This is a genomic window from Spirosoma oryzae (assembly GCF_003002825.1).
GTDB lineage: Bacteria > Bacteroidota > Bacteroidia > Cytophagales > Spirosomataceae > Spirosoma > Spirosoma oryzae.
Genome location: NZ_PVTE01000020.1, coordinates 13,416 through 32,279 on the forward strand (window position 1 = coordinate 13,416; position 18,864 = coordinate 32,279).

Below are 18,864 nucleotides of genomic sequence, written 5' to 3' on the forward strand. Positions count from 1 at the left end.
ATCATTCCATCACTCATTCATTCAACTACTCAATCATTAAATTACATCCCCTGATGTCGGAATTGTCGAAACGGCCGATGACGCGGAAACTGCCGTCTGTACCGACGTATTGACCGAGGTCCTGCGTCTCGATAAAGGAGCAGGAGTCGAGGTTGGCGAGGTCGATGACGTTGATGCCTCCCGATCGGGTATGGCCGTCCGGGTATATTGCAAAGGGGTCGTTGATGTCGCGCAGCAGGATTTGCAGCGTTGGGCTGGGTCGAAAAACGCCCTCCCCTGTTGAGTAAGCCTGGGAGAGCAATTCGGTCATGCCGTACTCCGAATGAATACGCGGGATGTGCAACCGGTCGGTCAGCAGTTGGTGTACCTCATCGCGCAGTAGTTCTTTCCGACGTCCTTTCATACCGCCCGTTTCCATAACAATCAGATTCGGATTGTGGCGCAGGAACGACAGATCGACGCCGGATTCCGCCCAGTCGAGCAGGCCAAACGTGACCCCGATCAGGAGTACGCGCGGGGCGTCGGGTTGCTCGCTCAACTGCTTCAGCCGCGCGGTCAATTCGCTGTGATCGTTCAGAAAAAAGCCCGATAGCGGGTGGGCGGAACGGCTCATAAATTGGCGAACCATATACACCAGCGACGAGTTATTTCGTTCAAGATACGACGGTAACAGTGCCAGAATCGCCAGCTGATCGAGAGGCCCGTAGGTCTCCTCGAAAATGCGGATACTGACAGCGTCATACAGCGCCGGGTCGGCAACATAGTGTCGGCTGGTTTGGTCGCCGGTCGTACCGCTACTGGCAAACGTCAGCAGCGAATCTGTCGGGTCCGGAATCGCCTGTGCGCTCGCTAAAACAGGTTGCGTTTTAAAGAAGCCAATGGGCATGAACGGAATCTGACGCAGACTGGTAACGGTCTCGGACCGAACGTTCAGCAGGCCGAGGTAGCGGCTGTAGACCGGATTATACACGGCCTGATACCGGAACACGTCCAGCGCCAATGTATCAAAAGAGGCCGTGTCGACGTGTATGATGCGCGAACGGAGGGCCTGCCGCCGGGCCGTAACATCGATAGAAAGCGGAAACGGAAACGACAAAATAACGGATACGTTTATATTGCAACACGAGTACAACAGTATGCGCCGGAAACAAATTCAACCGTACGTGCTCACGATAGGCATGGCTTTGCTGATGATGGGCTGTTTCAACGAGCCCAATTATTCCAATACGCCCGCTATCGACTTCCGTAGTATCTTCCCGTATGAGATTGCGGCCGGTTCCGGCGTCGGACAGTCCCGGCGCGACTCAATCGTAATTACGGTTGGGTTTAAGGATGGTGACGGCGATCTGGGGGTTTCGCTGCCCGTGTCGAAAGCCGATTCTGCCTTGTACACCAGTAACGGCGGTTGGGGGAATTACCGAATTCGTACGTTCCGGCTCGTGCGGGGGCAGTATCAGGAAGTAATCATTCCGGTTAACACTACGCTGTACTTCCCCGACCTGACGGCGAACAAGCCGAAAGGCCCCATCGAAGGAACGCTGGATTTCAGCACGATTTTTCAGTATGGTACCAGTTATCAGCTTTACCCGGTCAAGTTCCAGATTCAGATTCGCGATCGCGCACTGAACGTTTCCAATACGATCGAAACCGATACGATTTCGGTACCATTCCCCCGAAACTAAAGCGATTACGCATACAGAAGCCGGGCCTGCGCCGAACGGATAGTACATCCATTCGGCGCAGGCCTGGCTTCTGTTAGTGGTTGGTAAAACAGTAGGCGCTACAAACCAGTGTTATGCTATTCTACGTACAGGACTTCGTTGGCCAGGAAATCCTGGTAGGTACGTTCGATACCGTCGCCGAGGTCGGTAGTGTGTTTCCAGCCCATTGCGTGCAGGCGCGACACGTCCATCAGTTTGCGGGGTGTACCGTCGGGCTTGCTGCTGTCCCAGCGTAATTCGCCCTCATAGCCGACCGCTTTCTGCACCATTTCAGCCAGCTCACGAATCGTGACGTCTTCACCCGTACCGATGTTAACGAACTGCTCACCATCGTACGAATTCATCAGGTAAACACAGGCATCGGCCAGATCGTCGGCGTGCAGGAACTCGCGCCGGGGCGATCCCGTACCCCATACTTCAACGGTTGGCTGATCGTTGATCTTCGCTTCGTGGAATTTGCGAATCAGCGCGGGTAGTACGTGCGAACCTTGCAGGTTGTAATTATCGTTAGGACCGTACAGGTTCGTCGGCATGGCCGAGATGAAATTGGCCCCGTACTGACTCCGGTAGGCTTCGCAAAGTTTGATCCCGGCAATCTTGGCGATGGCGTACGGCTCGTTGGTCGGTTCCAGAAAACCGCTGAGCAGGTATTCTTCCTTGAGTGGCTGCTCGGCCATTTTCGGGTAGATACACGATGAACCGAGGAACAGTAGTTTCGTGACACCCGATTTATAGGCACTATGGATGATGTTGGCTTCGATCATCAGGTTATCGTACAGAAACTCGGCACGATAGATGTTATTGGCCAGGATGCCACCTACTTTAGCGGCTGCCAGGAAAACGTAGTCGGGGCGCTCGGTGTCAAAAAACGAAGCGACGGCTTCCTGATTCCGAAGGTCCAGCTCTGATGATGTACGGGTAATTATAGTTTCATGGCCGTCGGCTTCCAGCTTACGAACGATGGCCGAACCAACCATGCCCCGATGACCGGCAACATAGATGCGCGCTTGTTTTTCCACAGCAGTTGTATTCTTATCTACACCGAATCCGTCGGCAAGGCGGTTGAACAAAATAATCGTGCTCCGGGGAGCGTTGCAAAATTAATAAACTTACTGTACTAATTGCCGCTGTAACCATGACCTCACTGGCACATAACTACTTACTGGTCGGCGTTTTACTAGGATTTACATTAACGGGTAAGGCGCAGACGACCGAACCCGCTTCGCTGACCACAGCCGCCAAACCCGTACTGGAGTCGTCTGGCACAACATCCATGCCCGCGTCGCTGACCACGCTGGGGCTGCCCAGTATGTCGTCGCTGAAAGAGCAAAAAGATGCGTACGTGGCCAGCGTAGCCGACCTGGGGTTGAAGCTGAAGCAGCTGAAAAAAATAAAGGAGAACCGGAAGTCGAAAGCCAAACTGTCGAAAACCGAATACGAAGGCCTTTCGATGATTAAAGCGTACACGAAAATCGGTAGTGGCGACCGGACCATCGTCGAAGAGTTTCACGTGCTCAAAGACAATAATGCTGCTAAGCCAGCGACGTTCGTCCGCGACGTGTACCGCTACTACCAGCGGACGGGACGGGTGTCGAGCGCGGTGGTGAAAGATGAAGGAAGCGGCTTACTGCTGCATGGTCCCTATAAGCGTTTCCAGAACGGCGACCTGATCGAAGAAGGAAATTACTATGCCGGGATGAAAGACGGACGCTGGGAACGCTACGATCCGCACTTCATGCTGATCGATAAAACCCACTGGCAACGGGGTGTCCCGGCTGGATCGATCGTGTCATTCTACGATTCGACGCGTACCAAAATCAGGGAAATCGTACCGATGGAATATGGCAAGGTAAAAGGTACGTACATGGCTTTTTACGAAAATGGGCTGCTGGCGGAAGAAGGCAAGTACGACAACGGCATCAAGATTGGCCGTTGGACGGAGTTTTACCCGATTAGCCCCAGTGGTCGCCGGATGCGCAAGAAAGTAATGCAATACGGTACCGATCAGTGGGATACGAATTTTGAACCCTATGTTATCTCGGAGTGGGATGAAAAGGGGAAAGCTACCTACGAACGCGGTAAAGAGAAAGTCGTTGAGGAGGAAGAAGCCAGCAATTAGTCTTGCAGCGTCGGGTTGAAGCCCGGCGCGATCGAAACAGATACAGGCACCTGGTTTCAACCCGGTGCTTTTTTTTGGGTCAGTGTACGTTAGGTACTACTTGCCAGACTATCACTGTAGTAAACGGCAACGCCGGATCGAAACCCGGCGTTGCATGAGATTGCCTATATGCACTCAACCCCGTGGTACCATTGCAAACCGTAAGCTGGCTACTTAAATACCCCCTTGGGGTCCGGACGTTTGGCGATCAGGTCGCTCAGAAAGCTCAGATCGAGTATCGACATGTCGAGCTGACGCGCTTGATGGAAATAATCCCAGGCCTTGTCGTAATCGGCTTTCAGGTAGCTGACCAGCGACAGCTTCTGGAAGGAAGCCGCGTGAGCCGGGTCCTGCGTGACGATACGCTGAAGTTGCTGTTCGGCGTCGTCAAGCGTAGGGCGGTGATGATCCTTCTGAAACTGCTTGATTTCGACCGTTGCCAGGTCGCCCATCAGTTCAACGTTTGTTCCGGCTGCATCGATGCCTTTGCGAAGCAGACGAACCGCTTCGGGTAAATTTTCTTTCTGGTACGATACGACACCCAGCCCCCAGTACGCATCGGCATTGCGGTCGTTGAGGAGCCATGCCAGATTGAAGCGGTGAGCTGCCGTGTCGAGCTGCCCGTCGGAAATGTAATCCCAGCCACGAGCCGCAAAAAATTCGCTGGCTTCGGTGCGGCTGGTGAAGTTCTGATCGCAGTCGTTCAGAAAATGAATTTCACGGTCGATCTGCTCGGCTGTTTTGGGGCGCTCACCAAACAACGGCATGATGCTAAGCGTCTCGATATCGATCGATTCCGAGCGGGTGTTATCTAATGTCGTACTAGTATGGCTGGCAACGTGGGCTGTGACCGGACGGGCCGACGACATCAACTGTCGTGGCTGGGCTGCAACCACCAGGGGCAGCAGGGCCAGAATCAGACTCCAGTGTCCCCGATTCCTACGAACATTCATACGGACAGTCAAGCAACGGATTGTCTGGTTAGAACGATACTCGTGTACTGGTTAGTACATTCGGTTTATGATTAGACGCGGTAGCTACGGTGGCACTGCTGCTGAAGCAATCGGCATGCCGGAAAGCCGGACCGGGTGCGTCAGCGAACGGGGTATAAGTATAGCCGATTTTTCATCGCCATCCTAACGCTTGCCACCCCGCGAACTGTTCCGTTTGGGGCCGGCTGATCGCGGTCCACCGGGCCGGGCGCTCTTGGGTCGACTGGCTGCGTTTTTGGCCGCTTTAACTTTTGCCTGCTGCGTGGCCCGGCCTGCTGCGGTATTCTTAAATTTTTTCTCGTGGAAAGCACCCAGGAAATTCGGGTCTTCTTTCCGGCGCTGTTCGTCAACTTCCCGGAGCATAGCCTGCTGCTCATCGAATGGAGTTTCGGTAATCTCTACCCCCGCAGGCATAGGCTGACGCGGTACGGTCATCCGAATAATGCGTTCGATTTTTTCGACGTGATAGTTCTCCGACAGTGTAACAAACGTAATCGCCTGTCCCGTTCGGTTGGCCCGCCCGGTCCGGCCGATTCGGTGCACATAGTCTTCGTAAATCAGCGGCACGTCGAAGTTGATAACGTGGCTGACCTCAGCTACGTCGATACCCCGCGCGGCTACGTCGGTCGCTACCAGTATCCGCACGTTGCCCTCTTTGAAGGCTTCCATCGAATTGATACGGGTATTCTGCCCTTTGTTGGCGTGAATCACCCGCACCTGACCGGGGTCGAACACCTTACGAGTCAAGAACTTGTAAATGTTCTCGGCCGAGGTTTTGGTCCGGGCAAACACGATGACGCGCTGAAAATCATCCTGCGTCAGCAGATGCTCAAGCAGATTGACTTTCGTGCGGAAGTTGGGAACGTCGTAGATCACCTGATCGACCATGTCGGCCGTCGATGCCTGCGGGGTCACTTCGATCTTTACCGGCGCTTCCAGAAATTCGGCCGACAGGCGTTCCACGCGACCGCCGAACGTAGCAGAGAACAGGAGGTTTTGCCGCTTTGTCGGAATGATTTCCAGGATGGACCGGATCTGGGGCATAAAACCCATGTCCATCATCTTGTCGGCTTCGTCGAGTACCAGCGTGCGAATGTCTTTCGTAATCAGTTCACCGGCCCGGTAAAGGTCCATAAACCGGCCCGGTGTCGCTACGACCAGATCGACGCCCTGCTGCAAGGTTTCGATCTGCGTTTTGGGCCCCAGCCCACCGTACGCAACCAGGTGCCGCAGGTCGGTATATTTGGCCAGGTCGGTAACGGACTTACTGATCTGAATGGCGAGTTCGCGGGTAGGGGCCAGAATGAGCGCCCGTGGGTTTTTACCCTGCGCGTATTTGATTTTCATCAGCAGCGGCAACAGGTAGGCCGCTGTCTTGCCCGTTCCGGTCTGCGCAATGCCCAGCACGTCGTGGTTGCCCAGACTGATCGGGATGGTTTTTTGCTGAATCGGTGTCGGTTCGGTATAACCCAGATCGGCAACGGCGTTGAGCAACTGCCGGTTTAACTCAAATTGGTCGAAAGACGTAATATCCATAGCGGAAGGGGTGGGGACGACCGACTGTTTGTGCCAGTCGGGTTTCTACTGTGCGACCCCATAAGCAAAGCTAACCCCATTTACCCCTAAAACGGTTTCAATATGCGCTCGACGCCACTCACATAGCCCGACCCGAACAGGTTGACATGCACCAGTAACGGATACAGATTATAGATTGGAACGCGCTCATCGAAACCGGCTTCAAGGGGGAACGCTTCGTTGTAGGCGTCGTAAAAGCGGGAGTCAAAGCCGCCGAACAAGCGCGTATGGGCCAGATCGGCTTCCCGAAAACCGTAGTAGACTGCCGGGTCGATCAGGGCGGGCGCGCCGTCTTCGGTGATCATGACATTGCCCGACCACAAGTCGCCGTGCAGTAGCGCGGGCCGTTCCGCCGGGAGTAAATCCGGCAGACGGTCGCGCAGGCGCAACAGGGCCTCGTACGTAGCTTTCGACAGTAACTCGTTGTAAAACGCCAGGCCCGCCTGCGGTAGCAGCCGTTGCTCGAAAAAGAAAGTGAAGCCGTTGGCGACGGGCTGATTATTCTGGGGGAGTGAACCGATGTAGTTATTGAACGACAAGCCAAACGTGGGCTGCGTGTGCGAGTGAATTTCGGCCAGCGACTGTCCCAGCAGGTCCCAGTAGTCGTCGGTCAGTTTACCGGAGTCGATATAACTCAGCACCAGGTACGATTTATCCTGGTAGCAGCCGTAGCCAATTACCTCAGGAATAACCGCCGTGTCGGTTTGCCGGAGTAAATTCAGGCCTTTGGCCTCCGTTTCGAACATGTTGATCGCCTGATCGGTATGGTTCCATTTGACGAAAAACACGCCTTCCGACGAAAAGACCTGTGCCGCCGTGTTTATATCGCCACCCGCTAAAAACTGCGTTTCGATGACCTCGACCGAATGGCCGAGGGCTGAAAACAGAACGCTTTCAAAAAACGAGAACTGCTCGTCACCCCAGAAATCCATATACTGTACATTCACCGGAAGCGACGTAGCCCCGGTCTGTTACTCGATTACTTACTTTTGCAAATTACCCCGCTTATGAACCCGCACCTGCAACGCCTGTACGAACTGGCACAAGCACCGACCCGGCGCATCGTGGGCCTGATGTCGGGTACGTCACTCGACGGCCTCGACATTGCGTTGTGCCGCGTTTCCGGTAGTGGTCCGGCCACCCAGGTAACGCTCGACGCTTTTACCACCATACCGTATGATGAGCCGATAAAAGCACATATCCGAACGATCTTCGCTAAAGACCAAATCGAATTCGAGACGCTTTGTTTGCTGAACCCCTACATCGGCCGGCTCCATGGGCAGCTTATTCTGGATAGTTTACGCAACTGGAATATCGCACCGGCTGACGTCGACCTGATCGCCAGTCATGGACAAACCGTGTACCACGCGCCGAAGCGACAGCATGGCCGTCCGGAATTTCCGAATGCGACACTACAAATCGGCGACGGCGACCACGTTGCCGTTACCACCGGCATCATCACGCTGAGCGACTTCCGGCAGAAACACATCGCTGCCGGTGGGGAAGGGGCTCCGTTGGCCGTCTATGGCGACTACTTCATGTTTTCGCAGGCGGGTGAAAACCGGATTCTGCTTAACATGGGGGGGATCGCCAATTTTACGTATCTCCCCGCCGACGAAGACGCCAGCGCCGTATTTACGACCGATACCGGACCGGGTAACACGCTACTCGATGCCTGCGCCCGGCAGTTTCTGGGTCAACCGTTCGACGCCGATGGTCAACTGGCGATGAACGGTCAGGTAAATAGGCCGTTACTGAACGCCCTGAAGAACAATCCGTTTTTCGACGCGCCTTTTCCAAAAACGACGGGCCCGGAAGTGTTCGGCGACGAGTATGTTCAGTCGGCTATCCAGCGCAGTCAGGCCGAGACAATTTCGCCGGCTGATCGTATGGCAACCCTCGTTCAGTTCAGTGCCGACACCATCACGGAAGCCATCCGGCGGGTGCTGCGGCCGGGTGAGCCGTACGTGGTTTACATGAGCGGAGGAGGTATGCACAACCCCGCCCTGACCCGGGCCATTCAGGCGCAACTACCCCAATGCCGATTTGGCCGTACTGATGCGTTAGGAATCAGTGGTGACGCCAAAGAAGCGGTTCTGTTTGCCGTGCTGGCTAATGAATGCGTTATGGGCAGTACTACTTCGTTTGGGAGTCGCGAAGGCGTACCCACCGTCAGTATGGGCAAGATCAGTCTGCCTGTCTGACTGTGCCTACTGCCATCAGGACCGGGCTGGCGCTGTACGACCGGCGTTGATACGTTCTACAAAATCTTTCTTGTGTTTTGCCGGGTAAACCACGGATTAGCCTAGTATTGGGAACAGAATGATTTTCCCGCAACGCATGAGCGATCGTAACGGAGCCATCTCGGCCACTACACTCAAATCAATTATTGGCGGTTCGATCGGTAATCTGGTCGAGTGGTACGATTGGTACGCTTACTCCGCATTTGCCCTGTATTTTTCCAGCTCGTTTTTTCCGCAGGACAATCCCACGGCGCAACTGCTGAATACGGCCGGCATATTCGCGCTGGGCTTTCTGATGCGCCCGCTGGGTGGCTGGCTATTCGGGCGAATCGCCGATAAGGTTGGCCGTAAGCAAAGCATGACCCTGTCGGTGCTGTTGATGTCGCTGGGGTCGCTGCTGATTGCGCTCACGCCGACCTACAAGACAATTGGTATTCTGGCACCAGTGCTGTTGCTGGTCGCGCGGCTGTTGCAGGGGCTTAGCGTTGGGGGTGAATACGGTGTGTCGGCGACCTACCTGAGCGAGATGGCCAGCCGGAATCGGCGGGGCTTCTACTCCAGTTTTCAATACGTCACGCTGATTGGTGGTCAGCTGATTGCGCTGGCTATCCAGCTCATTCTTCAAAAGCTGCTGCTAACGGAGGAGCAACTGCACGAATGGGGCTGGCGTATCCCGTTTGTCATTGGCGCTATACTCTCCGTTGTGGCGCTCTACCTGCGCCAGAACCTGCACGAAACAACCGCGTTTACGGCACAGCAGGCAAAAGGAGAAGCCCGGAAAGGAACGATACGGGAACTACTGAAGCATCCACGGGCCGTAGCGACGGTGGTTGGCCTCACCCTCGGCGGTACGTTGGCGTTCTACACCTACACCACGTACATGCAGAAGTTTCTGGTCAATACCGTTCACCTCTCGAAGAGCGAATCGACCTTGATCTCGTTTGTCAGTCTACTATTTTTCGCGCTGCTACAACCCGTTTTCGGTGCGCTTTCTGATCGCATTGGCCGGCGTCCGCTGCTGATCGGTTTTGGGGTGTTGGGCACGTTAGGCACCGTACCCCTGCTGACGCTGCTAAGCCACACGACCAATTTATACGGCGCTTTTTTTCTGCTGTTGATTGCGCTCATCATCGTCAGCGGCTACACAAGCATCAACGCTGTCGTTAAGGCTGAATTGTTTCCGGCGGAAATCCGGGCGCTTGGCGTCGGCTTACCCTATGCACTTACGGTTGCGCTATTCGGGGGGACCGCTGAATACGTGGCACTTTGGCTCAAAAATCAGGGCCACGAGACTTACTTCTACTGGTACATTACCGGTTGCATCTTTCTCTCGCTGCTGGTATATCTATTCATGAAAGATACCCGGAAACACTCGCAGATAGATTGACGTCCTGTCGACGAATGGGCGTCTACAAGTCGGGGCCAAAGGGCATCGTCAGCTCTTTGGACGAAACACCTTCATCTTCGCTTCATCCGTTGTGAGGAAGGGGCCGCCGATCAGGTCGATGCAGTAGGGGATGGCGGGGAATACAACCGACAGGCATTGTCCGATAGCGGTTGGCTTACCGGGTAGGTTCAGTAGTAACGTCTGGTTGCGGATACCCGCCGTCTGCCGGGAGAGGATGGCTGTCGGCACGTACTTCAAACTTTCCTGGCGCATCAGTTCACCAAAACCGGGGAGCATTTTCTGGCAAACGGCTTCGGTTGCTTCCGGGGTGACGTCGCGGAGCGCGGGGCCGGTACCTCCCGTCGTCACGACAAGGCAACAACCTTCCGTATCGGCCAGCTCGATCATCGTCGCTTCCAGCTGATCCTGCTCATCGGGGATAATGCGATAAACGGGCTCCCAGTCGCCGATAAGCCAGTCGGTCAGGTACGAAACGACGGCCTTGCCGGGAATGTCTTCATACACCCCGGCGCTGGCCCGGTCCGAAACGTTAATTATGCCAATGCGAATCATTTGGTCGGTAGTCGGTTTACGGTTTACAGTAGTCGGTTTACGGTCGTGCGGTAGCCACTGAAAACCGTAAACCGACTACTGTAAACGTCTCTACGGTTTTCTCCGCTTCAGCGCGAGGTCGTGGGCGGTGTCGTAGTAGGAACGGAGACTGTGCCAGTCGAAAATCTCGGCGATGTTTTCGACGCGGTTCCGTTGCTGAATCCGGTCGCGCTGACTCAGGCGGACAAATCGGTACAGCATGTCGGCAAGCTGATCGGCTGCTTCGTTGAACGAGTTGGTCCGCCGGTTGACGACGTAGATACCCCGGTTTTCGTAATCACGCATGATCTGCATGATAAAATCACCGAAGCCCGACTGATCGCTCGTCACGGTCGGGATGCCCCGGACCACGCATTCGAGCGGAGTATAGCCCCACGGTTCGTAGTAGCTCGGGAAAACGCCCAGGTGACAACCCCGTACGAACTGACTATAGTCGAGACCGAACAGCGGATTGGTCGATGCAATGAAGTCGGGGTGATAAACGATCTTGACCCGGTCCGCTTCGTTGTTGATCAGGTTAGCCCGTCGGATGAAGCGCGTCATGTCGTCTTCCTGCACCAGATTGTGCGTTACGAAAGGCGGCAAGGTCTTCGTTTTCCAGCTTTGAATGGTCCGACGGAGTCGTAGGCGCCAGTACTCGTCGATAAACGAGTTCAGATCGGGAATCTTGGCGTCGCTCTGTGAAGCCGACGCCAGGAAAAGCCGTTCGCCTATCTGCTTCTCGATGCTTTCGCAGGTCTCGTGAATTTCGTCGAGCAGCGCCCGCGAATGCAGTACGTCGGGGTTGATCGAGGTGTACGGCTGTCGCGTTACGAGGAACATGACCACCGTCATATCCATCTCCTCCTGCTGCATCCGGTAGTTAAGCCGGGCGAGGGCTTCCAGCGTCAGGTCGTAGCCTTTGTTGGAGAACTCGAACCGGCCCGACGTGAAGAAGTACAGCGTTTTGTCGAGGTCGAACGAATAACTCTGGAAGAAGTGACCCATGATAAACTCATGAATCTTATCCTTGTAGCGAACGTGCAGGTTCTGAAACTCGTGTGTCGCGGCAAAGCGCGTTACGTTGAGCCCATTGGGTAATACCAGATCGGGGTTTCTACCCAGAAAAACCTCACACTCCCGCGCCGTTACGTCGCTGACGGTCGTGAACACATGCGCCTGTTGAGCCGCCAGCCGTTCGATCGTCGCCTGCGTTTCGATACCGTAATGCTGGGCTTCGCGGAGCCAGTCGAAAAACGGGAGCTTGCCGTAGAAGCCCGCTTCGTTTTGGGCCAGATACCGACCCAGCATGGTGGCGTGGGTAGTGAATACCGTCGCTACCCGGACATTGTCCCGGCGCAGGTCGGGCAGGCCCGTGCTTGCCATCCACTCGTGGAAGTGAGCGACGAAGTCGACCCGGCGGGCGTGGTTTTCAGCCAGGATGGTGATGAATTGCCGGACCATCTCGCCGAACACGATCGTCTGGTTAACCAGGTCCTCGACGTTGAGTGTGGGTAACTGGTGATCGCGCCAAAGCTGCCCCTTGACCTGGTTGAGCTGATCGGTCGTCATGCTGAAGATATCGAACAGCACCACACGCGGTCGTCCCGTGATCAGCCAGTAACCGTACTCGACCCGATAGCCCAGCTGCCGCATCTTGCTGACGGTTTGTCCGATTTCAGTTTCGTCGGAATCCGTAATCGGCTCGAATTCGGCGGCTGCCCGCTGCGGGAAGTACGGCCCCAACGCAACGTAATTATCATCCCACTTTTCGACCATCGCCGGTACTTTTGACCGGATGACCGTATAAATACCGCCGACCTGATTACACACTTCCCAGGCTACTTCCAGCAGTAGTTTGCGCTTTGAGGTTGAAAAGATGGATTCCAAGGCTAGTTCAGTCGTTTAAAAAGCCGGGTGATAGGTTGACACCGGCTACGTTTACTTCTTCAGATAGGAACGGGCGTCTGTCACTTGTGTTTGCCCATTTTGCGTCAATGTATAATTAAATCCGGGTTGAATGCTATACGCGCCCGTTTCTCCCTGCTTATTTACGGCAATAAAGCCAACCTGTATGTCTTTATAATCCTGCTTCTTGACAATCCGTAGTGCCGCTTCTTCGCAGGCCTGCTGCGGTGTCCGTCCCTGCCGCATCAATTCGACAACCAGAAACGAGCCGCAGGTGCGCATAACCAGTTCCCCCAGCCCCGTTGCGCAGGCCCCACCGATCTCATTATCAACGAACAAACCCGCGCCGATAATGGGCGAGTCGCCAACCCGACCGTTCATCTTGAACGCCAGTCCGCTCGTGGTGCAGGCCCCCGAAATATTACCGGCTTTGTCGATGGCCAGCATCCCGATGGTGTCGTGTCGCTCGATGTTGATAACGGGTTTGTACTTCGCCGTCTTCAGCCAGTTCTGCCAGGCAGCCTTGGCCGCAGGCGTTAACAGGTTTTCTTTCTTGAAGCCGTTGGCCAGCGCAAATTTTTGCGCGCCTTCACCACTCAGCATGACGTGGGGCGTTTTTTCCATCACGGCCCGGGCTACCGAGATCGCGTGCATGATGTTTTCCAGGTACGTCACCGAACCGGCATTGCCATGCTCATCCATGATGCAGGCATCCAGCGTGACACGGCCGTCGCGGTCGGGCAGGCCACCGTAACCGACACTTGTATCGTTGGGATCGGCTTCGGGAACGCGTACACCCGCTTCGACGATGTCGATGGCGCGTTTGCCCTGCTCCAGTACGGCCTGTGCGGCTGCGTGAGCCTTGGGTTGTTTCCAGGTTGAAATAACCAATGGACCCGGTTGTGCTGTCGGTCCGGGCGTCGTTGTCGGTTGCGGTTGGGTCGAGCGGAAGGCCAGCGAAGGGAAAAGACCGATCAGCGGACCTAAACCTAAAAAGCGTCGTCTGTTTACCATGAAGTAAGGGTTACGGCCCAAAATAAAGGAATTAACAAGTGGCATTCACTACTTTTGGCCGACTTTCTTACTGGTCTGTCATGGCGGAATTGGATAAGCATATTTTACTAATGGATGGCCCGGATGCGAAGGGCCTGATTCACCATGTGACGGGCGTTCTGTTTCGGCACGGGCTCAATGTGATTCACAACGACGAATACGTCAGCCCGACGGGTCGGTTTTTTATGCGGACCGAGTTTGAAGGGGCATTCGACAGCAAAGCCTTGTTACAAGATCTGAACGAAACCCTGTCGACGCAGACCGATGCGCAGGGAATCACGTTCCGACTCAATCCCAAGCGCCGGAAGAATATTGTGGTGATGGTTACCAAAGAGCACCATTGCCTGGCCGAGTTGCTGATCCGCTACGCCTTTGACGAACTGGATGCCGATATTCTGGCCGTGGTCAGCAACTACAATTCGTTGCAGGGGCTGGTCAGCAAGTTTGGTATCCCGTTTCATTACGTATCGCACGAAGGCAAGAGCCGAGAGGAGCACGAAGAGGCTATTCTGCGAACGCTGGCGATCTATGAACCCGAGTACCTGGTGCTGGCCAAGTACATGCGCGTGCTGACGCCCGAGTTCGTGCGGCACTACCCCAACCGGATTATCAACATTCACCATTCGTTTCTGCCGGCCTTTGTCGGGGCTAATCCCTACCGGCAGGCGTATGAACGGGGCGTCAAGATTATCGGGGCAACGGCGCATTTCGTCAACAACGACCTGGACGAAGGGCCGATCATCGCGCAGGATGTCAAGGAAGTAAACCACCGGCAACTGGCGGGGGACATGGCGATGGAAGGGCGCGACGTCGAGAAAATTGTCCTGTCACAAGCGCTCAAACTAGTCTTCAACGACCGCGTCTTTATCGCTGGCAATCGGGCCATTGTTCTCTAATTTCAACCGATTGCATTGCAGTCTGAGCAAATAATCCGTCGAAATTTCACCAAATTCTTATCTTTCGACTCGGAATACGTCAACTCGTATAAAAATCAGTTTATAGCTACCTGCCTCTCAAACCCGCCATGCAAAAGCTTCAGGCACTGGATTACATTGTTTTCTTTTTCTACTTCATTATTGTTGCCTCGTACGGTGTCTGGATTTACCGGCGGAAACAAACGGAAAAAATGTCGACGACCGACTTTTTTCTGGCCGAAGGATCACTAACCTGGTGGGCCATCGGCTCATCGCTGATCGCGTCTAACATCTCAGCCGAGCAGTTTATCGGTGCATCGGGCGATGGATTCGCCATGGGATTGGCCATTGCAACCTACGAATGGATGGCAGCGGCTACGCTGATTGTGGTAGCGGTATTTTTTATGCCGATCTACCTCAAGAACCGCATCTTCACCATGCCGCAGTTCCTGACGCAGCGCTACAACAACACGGTGTCGATGATTATGGCCATTTTCTGGCTGTTCCTCTACGTGCTGGTGAATCTGACGTCGATTCTGTTTCTGGGCGCACTCGCCGTGTCGACCATCTCCGGTATCAACTTCACGCTGTGTATGATCGGGCTGGCCGTATTCGCGGTCATCATCACCATCGGCGGGATGAAAGTAATCGGCTTCACCGATGTGATTCAGGTGTTTTTCCTGATTCTGGGTGGTCTGGCAACGACTTATCTGGCGATCGATCTGGTATCGGCACAGAGCGGAACGTCGGGCGTTTCCAACGGGCTGGACATCATGCTGACGCAGTCGGCGGATCACTTCCAGATGATTTTCCCGAAAGGGCACCCCTTCTACGCGTCGCTGCCCGGCCTGACAGTGCTGATCGGCGGTATGTGGATCGTTAACCTGAACTACTGGGGTTGTAATCAGTACATTACGCAGCGGGCGCTGGGAGCTGATCTGAAGACAGCCAGGCAAGGCATTCTGTTTGCCGCCCTGCTGAAATTACTCATGCCGATCATCGTCGTTTTGCCGGGTATCGCGGCTTACACGCTGTACCAGAAAGGTTTGTTCCAGAAGGAGATGCTCGACGCGGCTGGTGAAGTCAACAAAGACCACGCCTATCCCGTGCTGCTGAACCTGCTGCCAACGGGTCTGAAAGGCTTGTCGTTTGCCGCCCTGACCGCTGCCGTCGTAGCCTCGCTGGCGGGTAAGGCCAACTCAATCTCGACCATCTTCACGCTCGACATCTACAAAAAATACATTGCTCCTGAAGCCGACGACTACAAACTGGTCAACATCGGTCGGATCACGATCGTCGTGGCCATGATTCTGGCGATTCTGATTTCGCCGTTTATGGGTATCGATAAAAAAGGCGGCTTCCAGTTTATTCAGGAAATGACCGGGCTGGTCTCGCCGGGCGTATTTGCCGCCTTTATCATGGGCTTCTTCTGGAAACGGACCAACTCGGCGGGCGCTCTGTTTGCTATCGTGGGTGGCTTCCTGCTGTCGCTGTTCTTCAAATACGTACTGCCGGGTGCCGTCGACCTGTCATTCCTGGCTCCGCTGGGCTTCGCCGTACAGGGTGCCGACGGCGTGTATACTATCCCGTTCCTCGACACGATGGGCTTCGTATTCCTGATCTGCGTAGCCGTTATGTTCGTACTGGGTATGCAAAAGCCGAGCACGAGAGGGCTGGAAATCGATTCCAGCATGTTCAAAGTTGCACCTAGCTTTGCCATTGGCGCAACGATGGTACTGCTGGTCGTGGCTGGTCTGTACGCTTATTTCTGGTAGTGGGCTAACGCTACCACGGGCGCAATGGCGTCGGCACTGGCTTCGATACGTTCGTATTCGCCCAGCACTGCCGACGCCATTGACAATTCCTGGCGACGGTATTCCATCGGACTGGCCTGCGACGACTTACCGCTCAGGTGCAGCGCATCGACACCGGCATTCAGCAATGCCTGCGCATTCCGAATCGATACGCCGACGCCGGCCATAATCTCGATACGTCCGGCGGCCTGCTCGACCAACTGCTGCAACACGGGGACTCCTGACTCAGCCGATGTCGCCTGACCGGATGTCAGAATACGGGCACAGCCGGTGCGAATAATCGCTTCGAGCGCTTCGGCCGGATCGCGGCTCATGTCGAACGCACGGTGAAAGGTGACAGGCAGCGGTTGCGCCAGGTCGACCAGCGTCTTTGTCGTTTCCTCGTCGACCGTGCCATCAGCCCGGAGCAGACCCAGCACGATGCCATCAGCTCCCACGTTTTTAGCGGCTTCAATGTCGGCCCGCATCACCGCGATTTCGGTATCGGAGTACAAAAAATCGCCCCCACGCGGCCGAATCATAACATATAGCGACAAATTCAGGTGACGGCGGGCTTCGGTAATGAGTCCAATGCTGGGTGTGGTACCGCCTTCGCTTAGGCTACCGCACAGCTCAACCCGGTCGGCACCGGCGGTTTGGGCGGTCAGGCACGATTGCAGGGAGTAGGCGCATACTTCGATCGTCATGGTCGTACGGAGTCGGGGGAAAACGTTGATCCCGACGGCGCAAAACTACGGCAGTCTGCTGGCACGAATGATGTATATTGGCCGAAGAAAAACAGGAACCGATTATAAATTGTGACCGACAGACGAAACAATGCGGATTACCGTTGGTTAATCGGCTAACTGCCTACACAGGTAATTTGGTGAATATTCTGCTGAACAGAGGCCTATCAGGATAATCACTTTTTTATAGTTTTGCACCCTCATTGAAAAAAACAGTCACGCCTTACCAAAATACACTATGTACTGGACTCTCGAACTTGCTTCTTATCTTGAAGATGCCCCCTGGCCAGCCACAAAAGACGAACTGATTGATTACTCGATTCGCTCCGGTGCGCCACTGGAAGTCGTAGAAAATTTACAGGAACTCGAGGACGATGGCCAGCCCTATGAAAGCATCGAAGAAATCTGGCCGGACTATCCGACAAAAGATGACTTCTTCTTTAACGAAGACGAATACTGACGGTATCGCTTCGACGCTAATCGGGGTCATTCCAACGCTGGAATGACCCCGATTTTCTTTATTCCTCACTGTAGTCCAGGTCGCGCCCAAACGTTTCGGGAAGCTTTAGCAGTGACAAAAACGCCAGGCTAAAACAAACCAGCCCGATGACGCCACCGGCAGCCAGCGTGCCGATGGCTGGTTTCATCGCCTGGAATGCGGGGATGCTCAACAGGGTTGTGGCCCGCACGTTGTTGGCGACGGATGTGGTTGCCGTTGCCCGGAGATTGGTGCCAAAGCTCTCGGCCGTAACGGTCAGGAACAGGGCAATGTAGCCGATGCCAAAGCCCATGCCGACACAGAGTGCGTAAAACACGTTGGTCGAGGAAATTCCGCCGAACAGATAAAGCAGCACAAATACCAGCGTCAGCCCCATCATCAGGCCAATAGCCTTGCGTCGCGACCGAAGCAACTGACTGAATGGTCCACTCAACAAATCACCAGCAACCATTCCGACGTAGGTAAACATCACGCTCCGGCCCGGCTGAATCGCGTCGGGTAAGTCGAGGGCTTTACCGAATTCGTTACCAAACGTGGCCAGAATACCGATCACGAAATAGGTGGGCAGCGAAATACCCATGCACCAGATATAGCGCATCAGCCGATCACGGTTCTGAAACAGCGCCCAGAAATTACCCCGTTTCACGTTTGTCTGCTGCGCCTGTCGATACAGAACCGATTCCAGCACCGTTACGCGGAGCAGCAGTAGTCCCAGCCCCAATCCGCCACCGATAAAGTAAGTCGTGCGCCAGTCGAACAGCGATACGGTGAAGTAAGCCACCACGGCTCCGAACAACCCGACGCCCGCCACCAGCGACGAGCCATAGCCGCGTAGCTGTCGGGGCAGGATTTCACTCACCAGCGTGATACCCGCGCCCAACTCGCCCGCCAGTCCCAGCCCGGCAATGAATCGGAGCACCGCGTACAGACCGGGATCATGCACAAAGCCGCAGGCAATATTCGCCAGTGAGTAGGTGATGATCGAGCCGAACAGTACCGACAGCCGCCCGCGCTTGTCGCCCAGTACACCCCACAGGATGCCGCCGAGTAGCAGACCTGCCTGCTGAATGTTCAGGATTCGGCCTCCTTCCAGCGAAATAGCCGCTTCCGACAGCCCCATGTCTTTCAGACTTGGTACCCGGACGATATTGAATAGCAACAGATCATACACGTCGACAAAATAGCCGAGGGCGGCCACGATGACGGGCAGCGAAAAGAGGGGACGAAATGAAGTAGAGCCGGACGACATAGCAGGGTAGGTTCAGGAATACGAAGAACGTCCCC

General features: G+C 54.9%; 17 protein-coding genes. 7 read left to right on the forward strand and 10 right to left on the reverse strand.

Annotation, left to right across the window (positions count from 1 at the left end; all coding sequences use genetic code 11):
• Positions 1 to 25: 25 nt before the first annotated feature.
• Positions 26 to 1,096, reverse strand: a complete 1,071-nt coding sequence (locus CLV58_RS20195) for an acyl transferase (protein WP_245882394.1) — start codon at positions 1,094 to 1,096, stop codon at positions 26 to 28.
• A gap of 40 nt (positions 1,097 to 1,136) precedes the next feature.
• Here CLV58_RS20195 and CLV58_RS20200 point away from each other — a divergent pair, with 40 nt between their 5' ends.
• Positions 1,137 to 1,682 carry a hypothetical protein gene (locus CLV58_RS20200; protein ID WP_106139647.1) on the forward strand — a complete coding sequence of 182 codons (546 nt, stop codon included), beginning with the start codon at positions 1,137 to 1,139 and terminating at the stop codon, positions 1,680 to 1,682.
• A gap of 116 nt (positions 1,683 to 1,798) precedes the next feature.
• Here CLV58_RS20200 and fcl read toward each other — a convergent pair whose 3' ends face one another.
• Positions 1,799 to 2,740 carry a GDP-L-fucose synthase gene (gene fcl / locus CLV58_RS20205; RefSeq protein ID WP_106139719.1) on the reverse strand — a complete coding sequence of 314 codons (942 nt, stop codon included), beginning with the start codon at positions 2,738 to 2,740 and terminating at the stop codon, positions 1,799 to 1,801.
• A gap of 116 nt (positions 2,741 to 2,856) precedes the next feature.
• Between fcl and CLV58_RS20210 the strand changes: the two genes are divergently transcribed.
• Positions 2,857 to 3,840, forward strand: coding sequence for a toxin-antitoxin system YwqK family antitoxin (locus CLV58_RS20210; protein WP_245882395.1), 984 nt, complete (start codon positions 2,857 to 2,859; stop codon positions 3,838 to 3,840).
• Between the two features lie 209 nt (positions 3,841 to 4,049).
• Here CLV58_RS20210 and CLV58_RS20215 read toward each other — a convergent pair whose 3' ends face one another.
• The 3 genes from CLV58_RS20215 to CLV58_RS20225 all read right to left on the reverse strand — a co-directional run bounded on the left by CLV58_RS20215 (position 4,050) and on the right by CLV58_RS20225 (position 7,378).
• Positions 4,050 to 4,832: a tetratricopeptide repeat protein gene (locus CLV58_RS20215; RefSeq protein WP_106139648.1), complete on the reverse strand. Its 783-nt coding sequence runs from the start codon at positions 4,830 to 4,832 to the stop codon at positions 4,050 to 4,052.
• 183 nt (positions 4,833 to 5,015) lie between these two features.
• On the reverse strand, positions 5,016 to 6,407 hold the full coding sequence (locus CLV58_RS20220) for a DEAD/DEAH box helicase (protein ID WP_106139649.1): 1,392 nt from the start codon (positions 6,405 to 6,407) through the stop codon (positions 5,016 to 5,018).
• A gap of 86 nt (positions 6,408 to 6,493) precedes the next feature.
• On the reverse strand, positions 6,494 to 7,378 hold the full coding sequence (locus tag CLV58_RS20225; protein ID WP_106139650.1) for a fructosamine kinase family protein: 885 nt from the start codon (positions 7,376 to 7,378) through the stop codon (positions 6,494 to 6,496).
• A gap of 75 nt (positions 7,379 to 7,453) precedes the next feature.
• Between CLV58_RS20225 and CLV58_RS20230 the strand changes: the two genes are divergently transcribed.
• Both CLV58_RS20230 and CLV58_RS20235 read left to right on the forward strand, forming a co-directional pair.
• The gene (locus CLV58_RS20230; protein WP_106139651.1) at positions 7,454 to 8,650 is read left to right on the forward strand and encodes an anhydro-N-acetylmuramic acid kinase; all 1,197 of its coding nucleotides are present in this window, start codon (positions 7,454 to 7,456) and stop codon (positions 8,648 to 8,650) included.
• A gap of 136 nt (positions 8,651 to 8,786) precedes the next feature.
• Positions 8,787 to 10,076: an MFS transporter gene (locus tag CLV58_RS20235; protein WP_106139721.1), complete on the forward strand. Its 1,290-nt coding sequence runs from the start codon at positions 8,787 to 8,789 to the stop codon at positions 10,074 to 10,076.
• Positions 10,077 to 10,124: 48 nt separating this feature from the next.
• Here the strand turns inward: CLV58_RS20235 and mog are convergent, their stop codons facing one another.
• From mog to CLV58_RS20250, 3 genes are all read right to left on the reverse strand, one after another.
• Complete coding sequence (mog, locus tag CLV58_RS20240; RefSeq protein WP_106139652.1) at positions 10,125 to 10,649, reverse strand: molybdopterin adenylyltransferase; 525 nt, start codon at positions 10,647 to 10,649, stop codon at positions 10,125 to 10,127.
• 90 nt (positions 10,650 to 10,739) lie between these two features.
• Complete coding sequence (locus tag CLV58_RS20245; protein ID WP_106139653.1) at positions 10,740 to 12,557, reverse strand: glycosyltransferase; 1,818 nt, start codon at positions 12,555 to 12,557, stop codon at positions 10,740 to 10,742.
• A 51-nt stretch (positions 12,558 to 12,608) separates the two neighbouring features.
• On the reverse strand, positions 12,609 to 13,589 hold the full coding sequence (locus CLV58_RS20250) for a glycosylasparaginase (protein WP_106139654.1): 981 nt from the start codon (positions 13,587 to 13,589) through the stop codon (positions 12,609 to 12,611).
• A gap of 80 nt (positions 13,590 to 13,669) precedes the next feature.
• Here CLV58_RS20250 and purU point away from each other — a divergent pair, with 80 nt between their 5' ends.
• Both purU and CLV58_RS20260 read left to right on the forward strand, forming a co-directional pair.
• Positions 13,670 to 14,524 carry a formyltetrahydrofolate deformylase gene (gene purU, locus CLV58_RS20255; RefSeq protein WP_106139655.1) on the forward strand — a complete coding sequence of 285 codons (855 nt, stop codon included), beginning with the start codon at positions 13,670 to 13,672 and terminating at the stop codon, positions 14,522 to 14,524.
• A 128-nt stretch (positions 14,525 to 14,652) separates the two neighbouring features.
• The gene (locus tag CLV58_RS20260) at positions 14,653 to 16,317 is read left to right on the forward strand and encodes a sodium:solute symporter family transporter (protein ID WP_106139656.1); all 1,665 of its coding nucleotides are present in this window, start codon (positions 14,653 to 14,655) and stop codon (positions 16,315 to 16,317) included.
• Here the strand turns inward: CLV58_RS20260 and CLV58_RS20265 are convergent.
• Positions 16,305 to 17,042, reverse strand: a complete 738-nt coding sequence (locus tag CLV58_RS20265; protein WP_106139657.1) for a copper homeostasis protein CutC — start codon at positions 17,040 to 17,042, stop codon at positions 16,305 to 16,307. The genes CLV58_RS20260 and CLV58_RS20265 overlap by 13 nt on opposite strands.
• Before the next feature lie 277 nt (positions 17,043 to 17,319).
• Here CLV58_RS20265 and CLV58_RS20270 point away from each other — a divergent pair, with 277 nt between their 5' ends.
• A complete protein-coding gene (locus CLV58_RS20270; protein WP_009284883.1) occupies positions 17,320 to 17,541 on the forward strand; it encodes a DUF2795 domain-containing protein in 222 nt (73 codons plus the stop codon).
• A 58-nt stretch (positions 17,542 to 17,599) separates the two neighbouring features.
• Here the strand turns inward: CLV58_RS20270 and CLV58_RS20275 are convergent, their stop codons facing one another.
• Positions 17,600 to 18,829: an MFS transporter gene (locus CLV58_RS20275; RefSeq protein WP_106139658.1), complete on the reverse strand. Its 1,230-nt coding sequence runs from the start codon at positions 18,827 to 18,829 to the stop codon at positions 17,600 to 17,602.
• Between the last annotated feature and the right edge of the window lie 35 nt (positions 18,830 to 18,864).

Coding starts and splice junctions, on each gene's coding strand:
- CLV58_RS20200 (WP_106139647.1), top strand. CDS start 1,137: ATGCGCCGGAAACAAATTCAACCGTACGTGCTCACGATAGGCATGGCT.
- CLV58_RS20210 (WP_245882395.1), top strand. CDS start 2,857: ATGACCTCACTGGCACATAACTACTTACTGGTCGGCGTTTTACTAGGA.
- CLV58_RS20215 (WP_106139648.1), bottom strand. CDS start 4,832: ATGAATGTTCGTAGGAATCGGGGACACTGGAGTCTGATTCTGGCCCTG.
- CLV58_RS20220 (WP_106139649.1), bottom strand. CDS start 6,407: ATGGATATTACGTCTTTCGACCAATTTGAGTTAAACCGGCAGTTGCTC.
- CLV58_RS20225 (WP_106139650.1), bottom strand. CDS start 7,378: ATGGATTTCTGGGGTGACGAGCAGTTCTCGTTTTTTGAAAGCGTTCTG.
- CLV58_RS20230 (WP_106139651.1), top strand. CDS start 7,454: ATGAACCCGCACCTGCAACGCCTGTACGAACTGGCACAAGCACCGACC.
- CLV58_RS20235 (WP_106139721.1), top strand. CDS start 8,787: ATGAGCGATCGTAACGGAGCCATCTCGGCCACTACACTCAAATCAATT.
- mog (WP_106139652.1), bottom strand. CDS start 10,649: ATGATTCGCATTGGCATAATTAACGTTTCGGACCGGGCCAGCGCCGGG.
- CLV58_RS20250 (WP_106139654.1), bottom strand. CDS start 13,589: ATGGTAAACAGACGACGCTTTTTAGGTTTAGGTCCGCTGATCGGTCTT.
- purU (WP_106139655.1), top strand. CDS start 13,670: ATGGCGGAATTGGATAAGCATATTTTACTAATGGATGGCCCGGATGCG.
- CLV58_RS20260 (WP_106139656.1), top strand. CDS start 14,653: ATGCAAAAGCTTCAGGCACTGGATTACATTGTTTTCTTTTTCTACTTC.
- CLV58_RS20265 (WP_106139657.1), bottom strand. CDS start 17,042: ATGACGATCGAAGTATGCGCCTACTCCCTGCAATCGTGCCTGACCGCC.
- CLV58_RS20270 (WP_009284883.1), top strand. CDS start 17,320: ATGTACTGGACTCTCGAACTTGCTTCTTATCTTGAAGATGCCCCCTGG.
- CLV58_RS20275 (WP_106139658.1), bottom strand. CDS start 18,829: ATGTCGTCCGGCTCTACTTCATTTCGTCCCCTCTTTTCGCTGCCCGTC.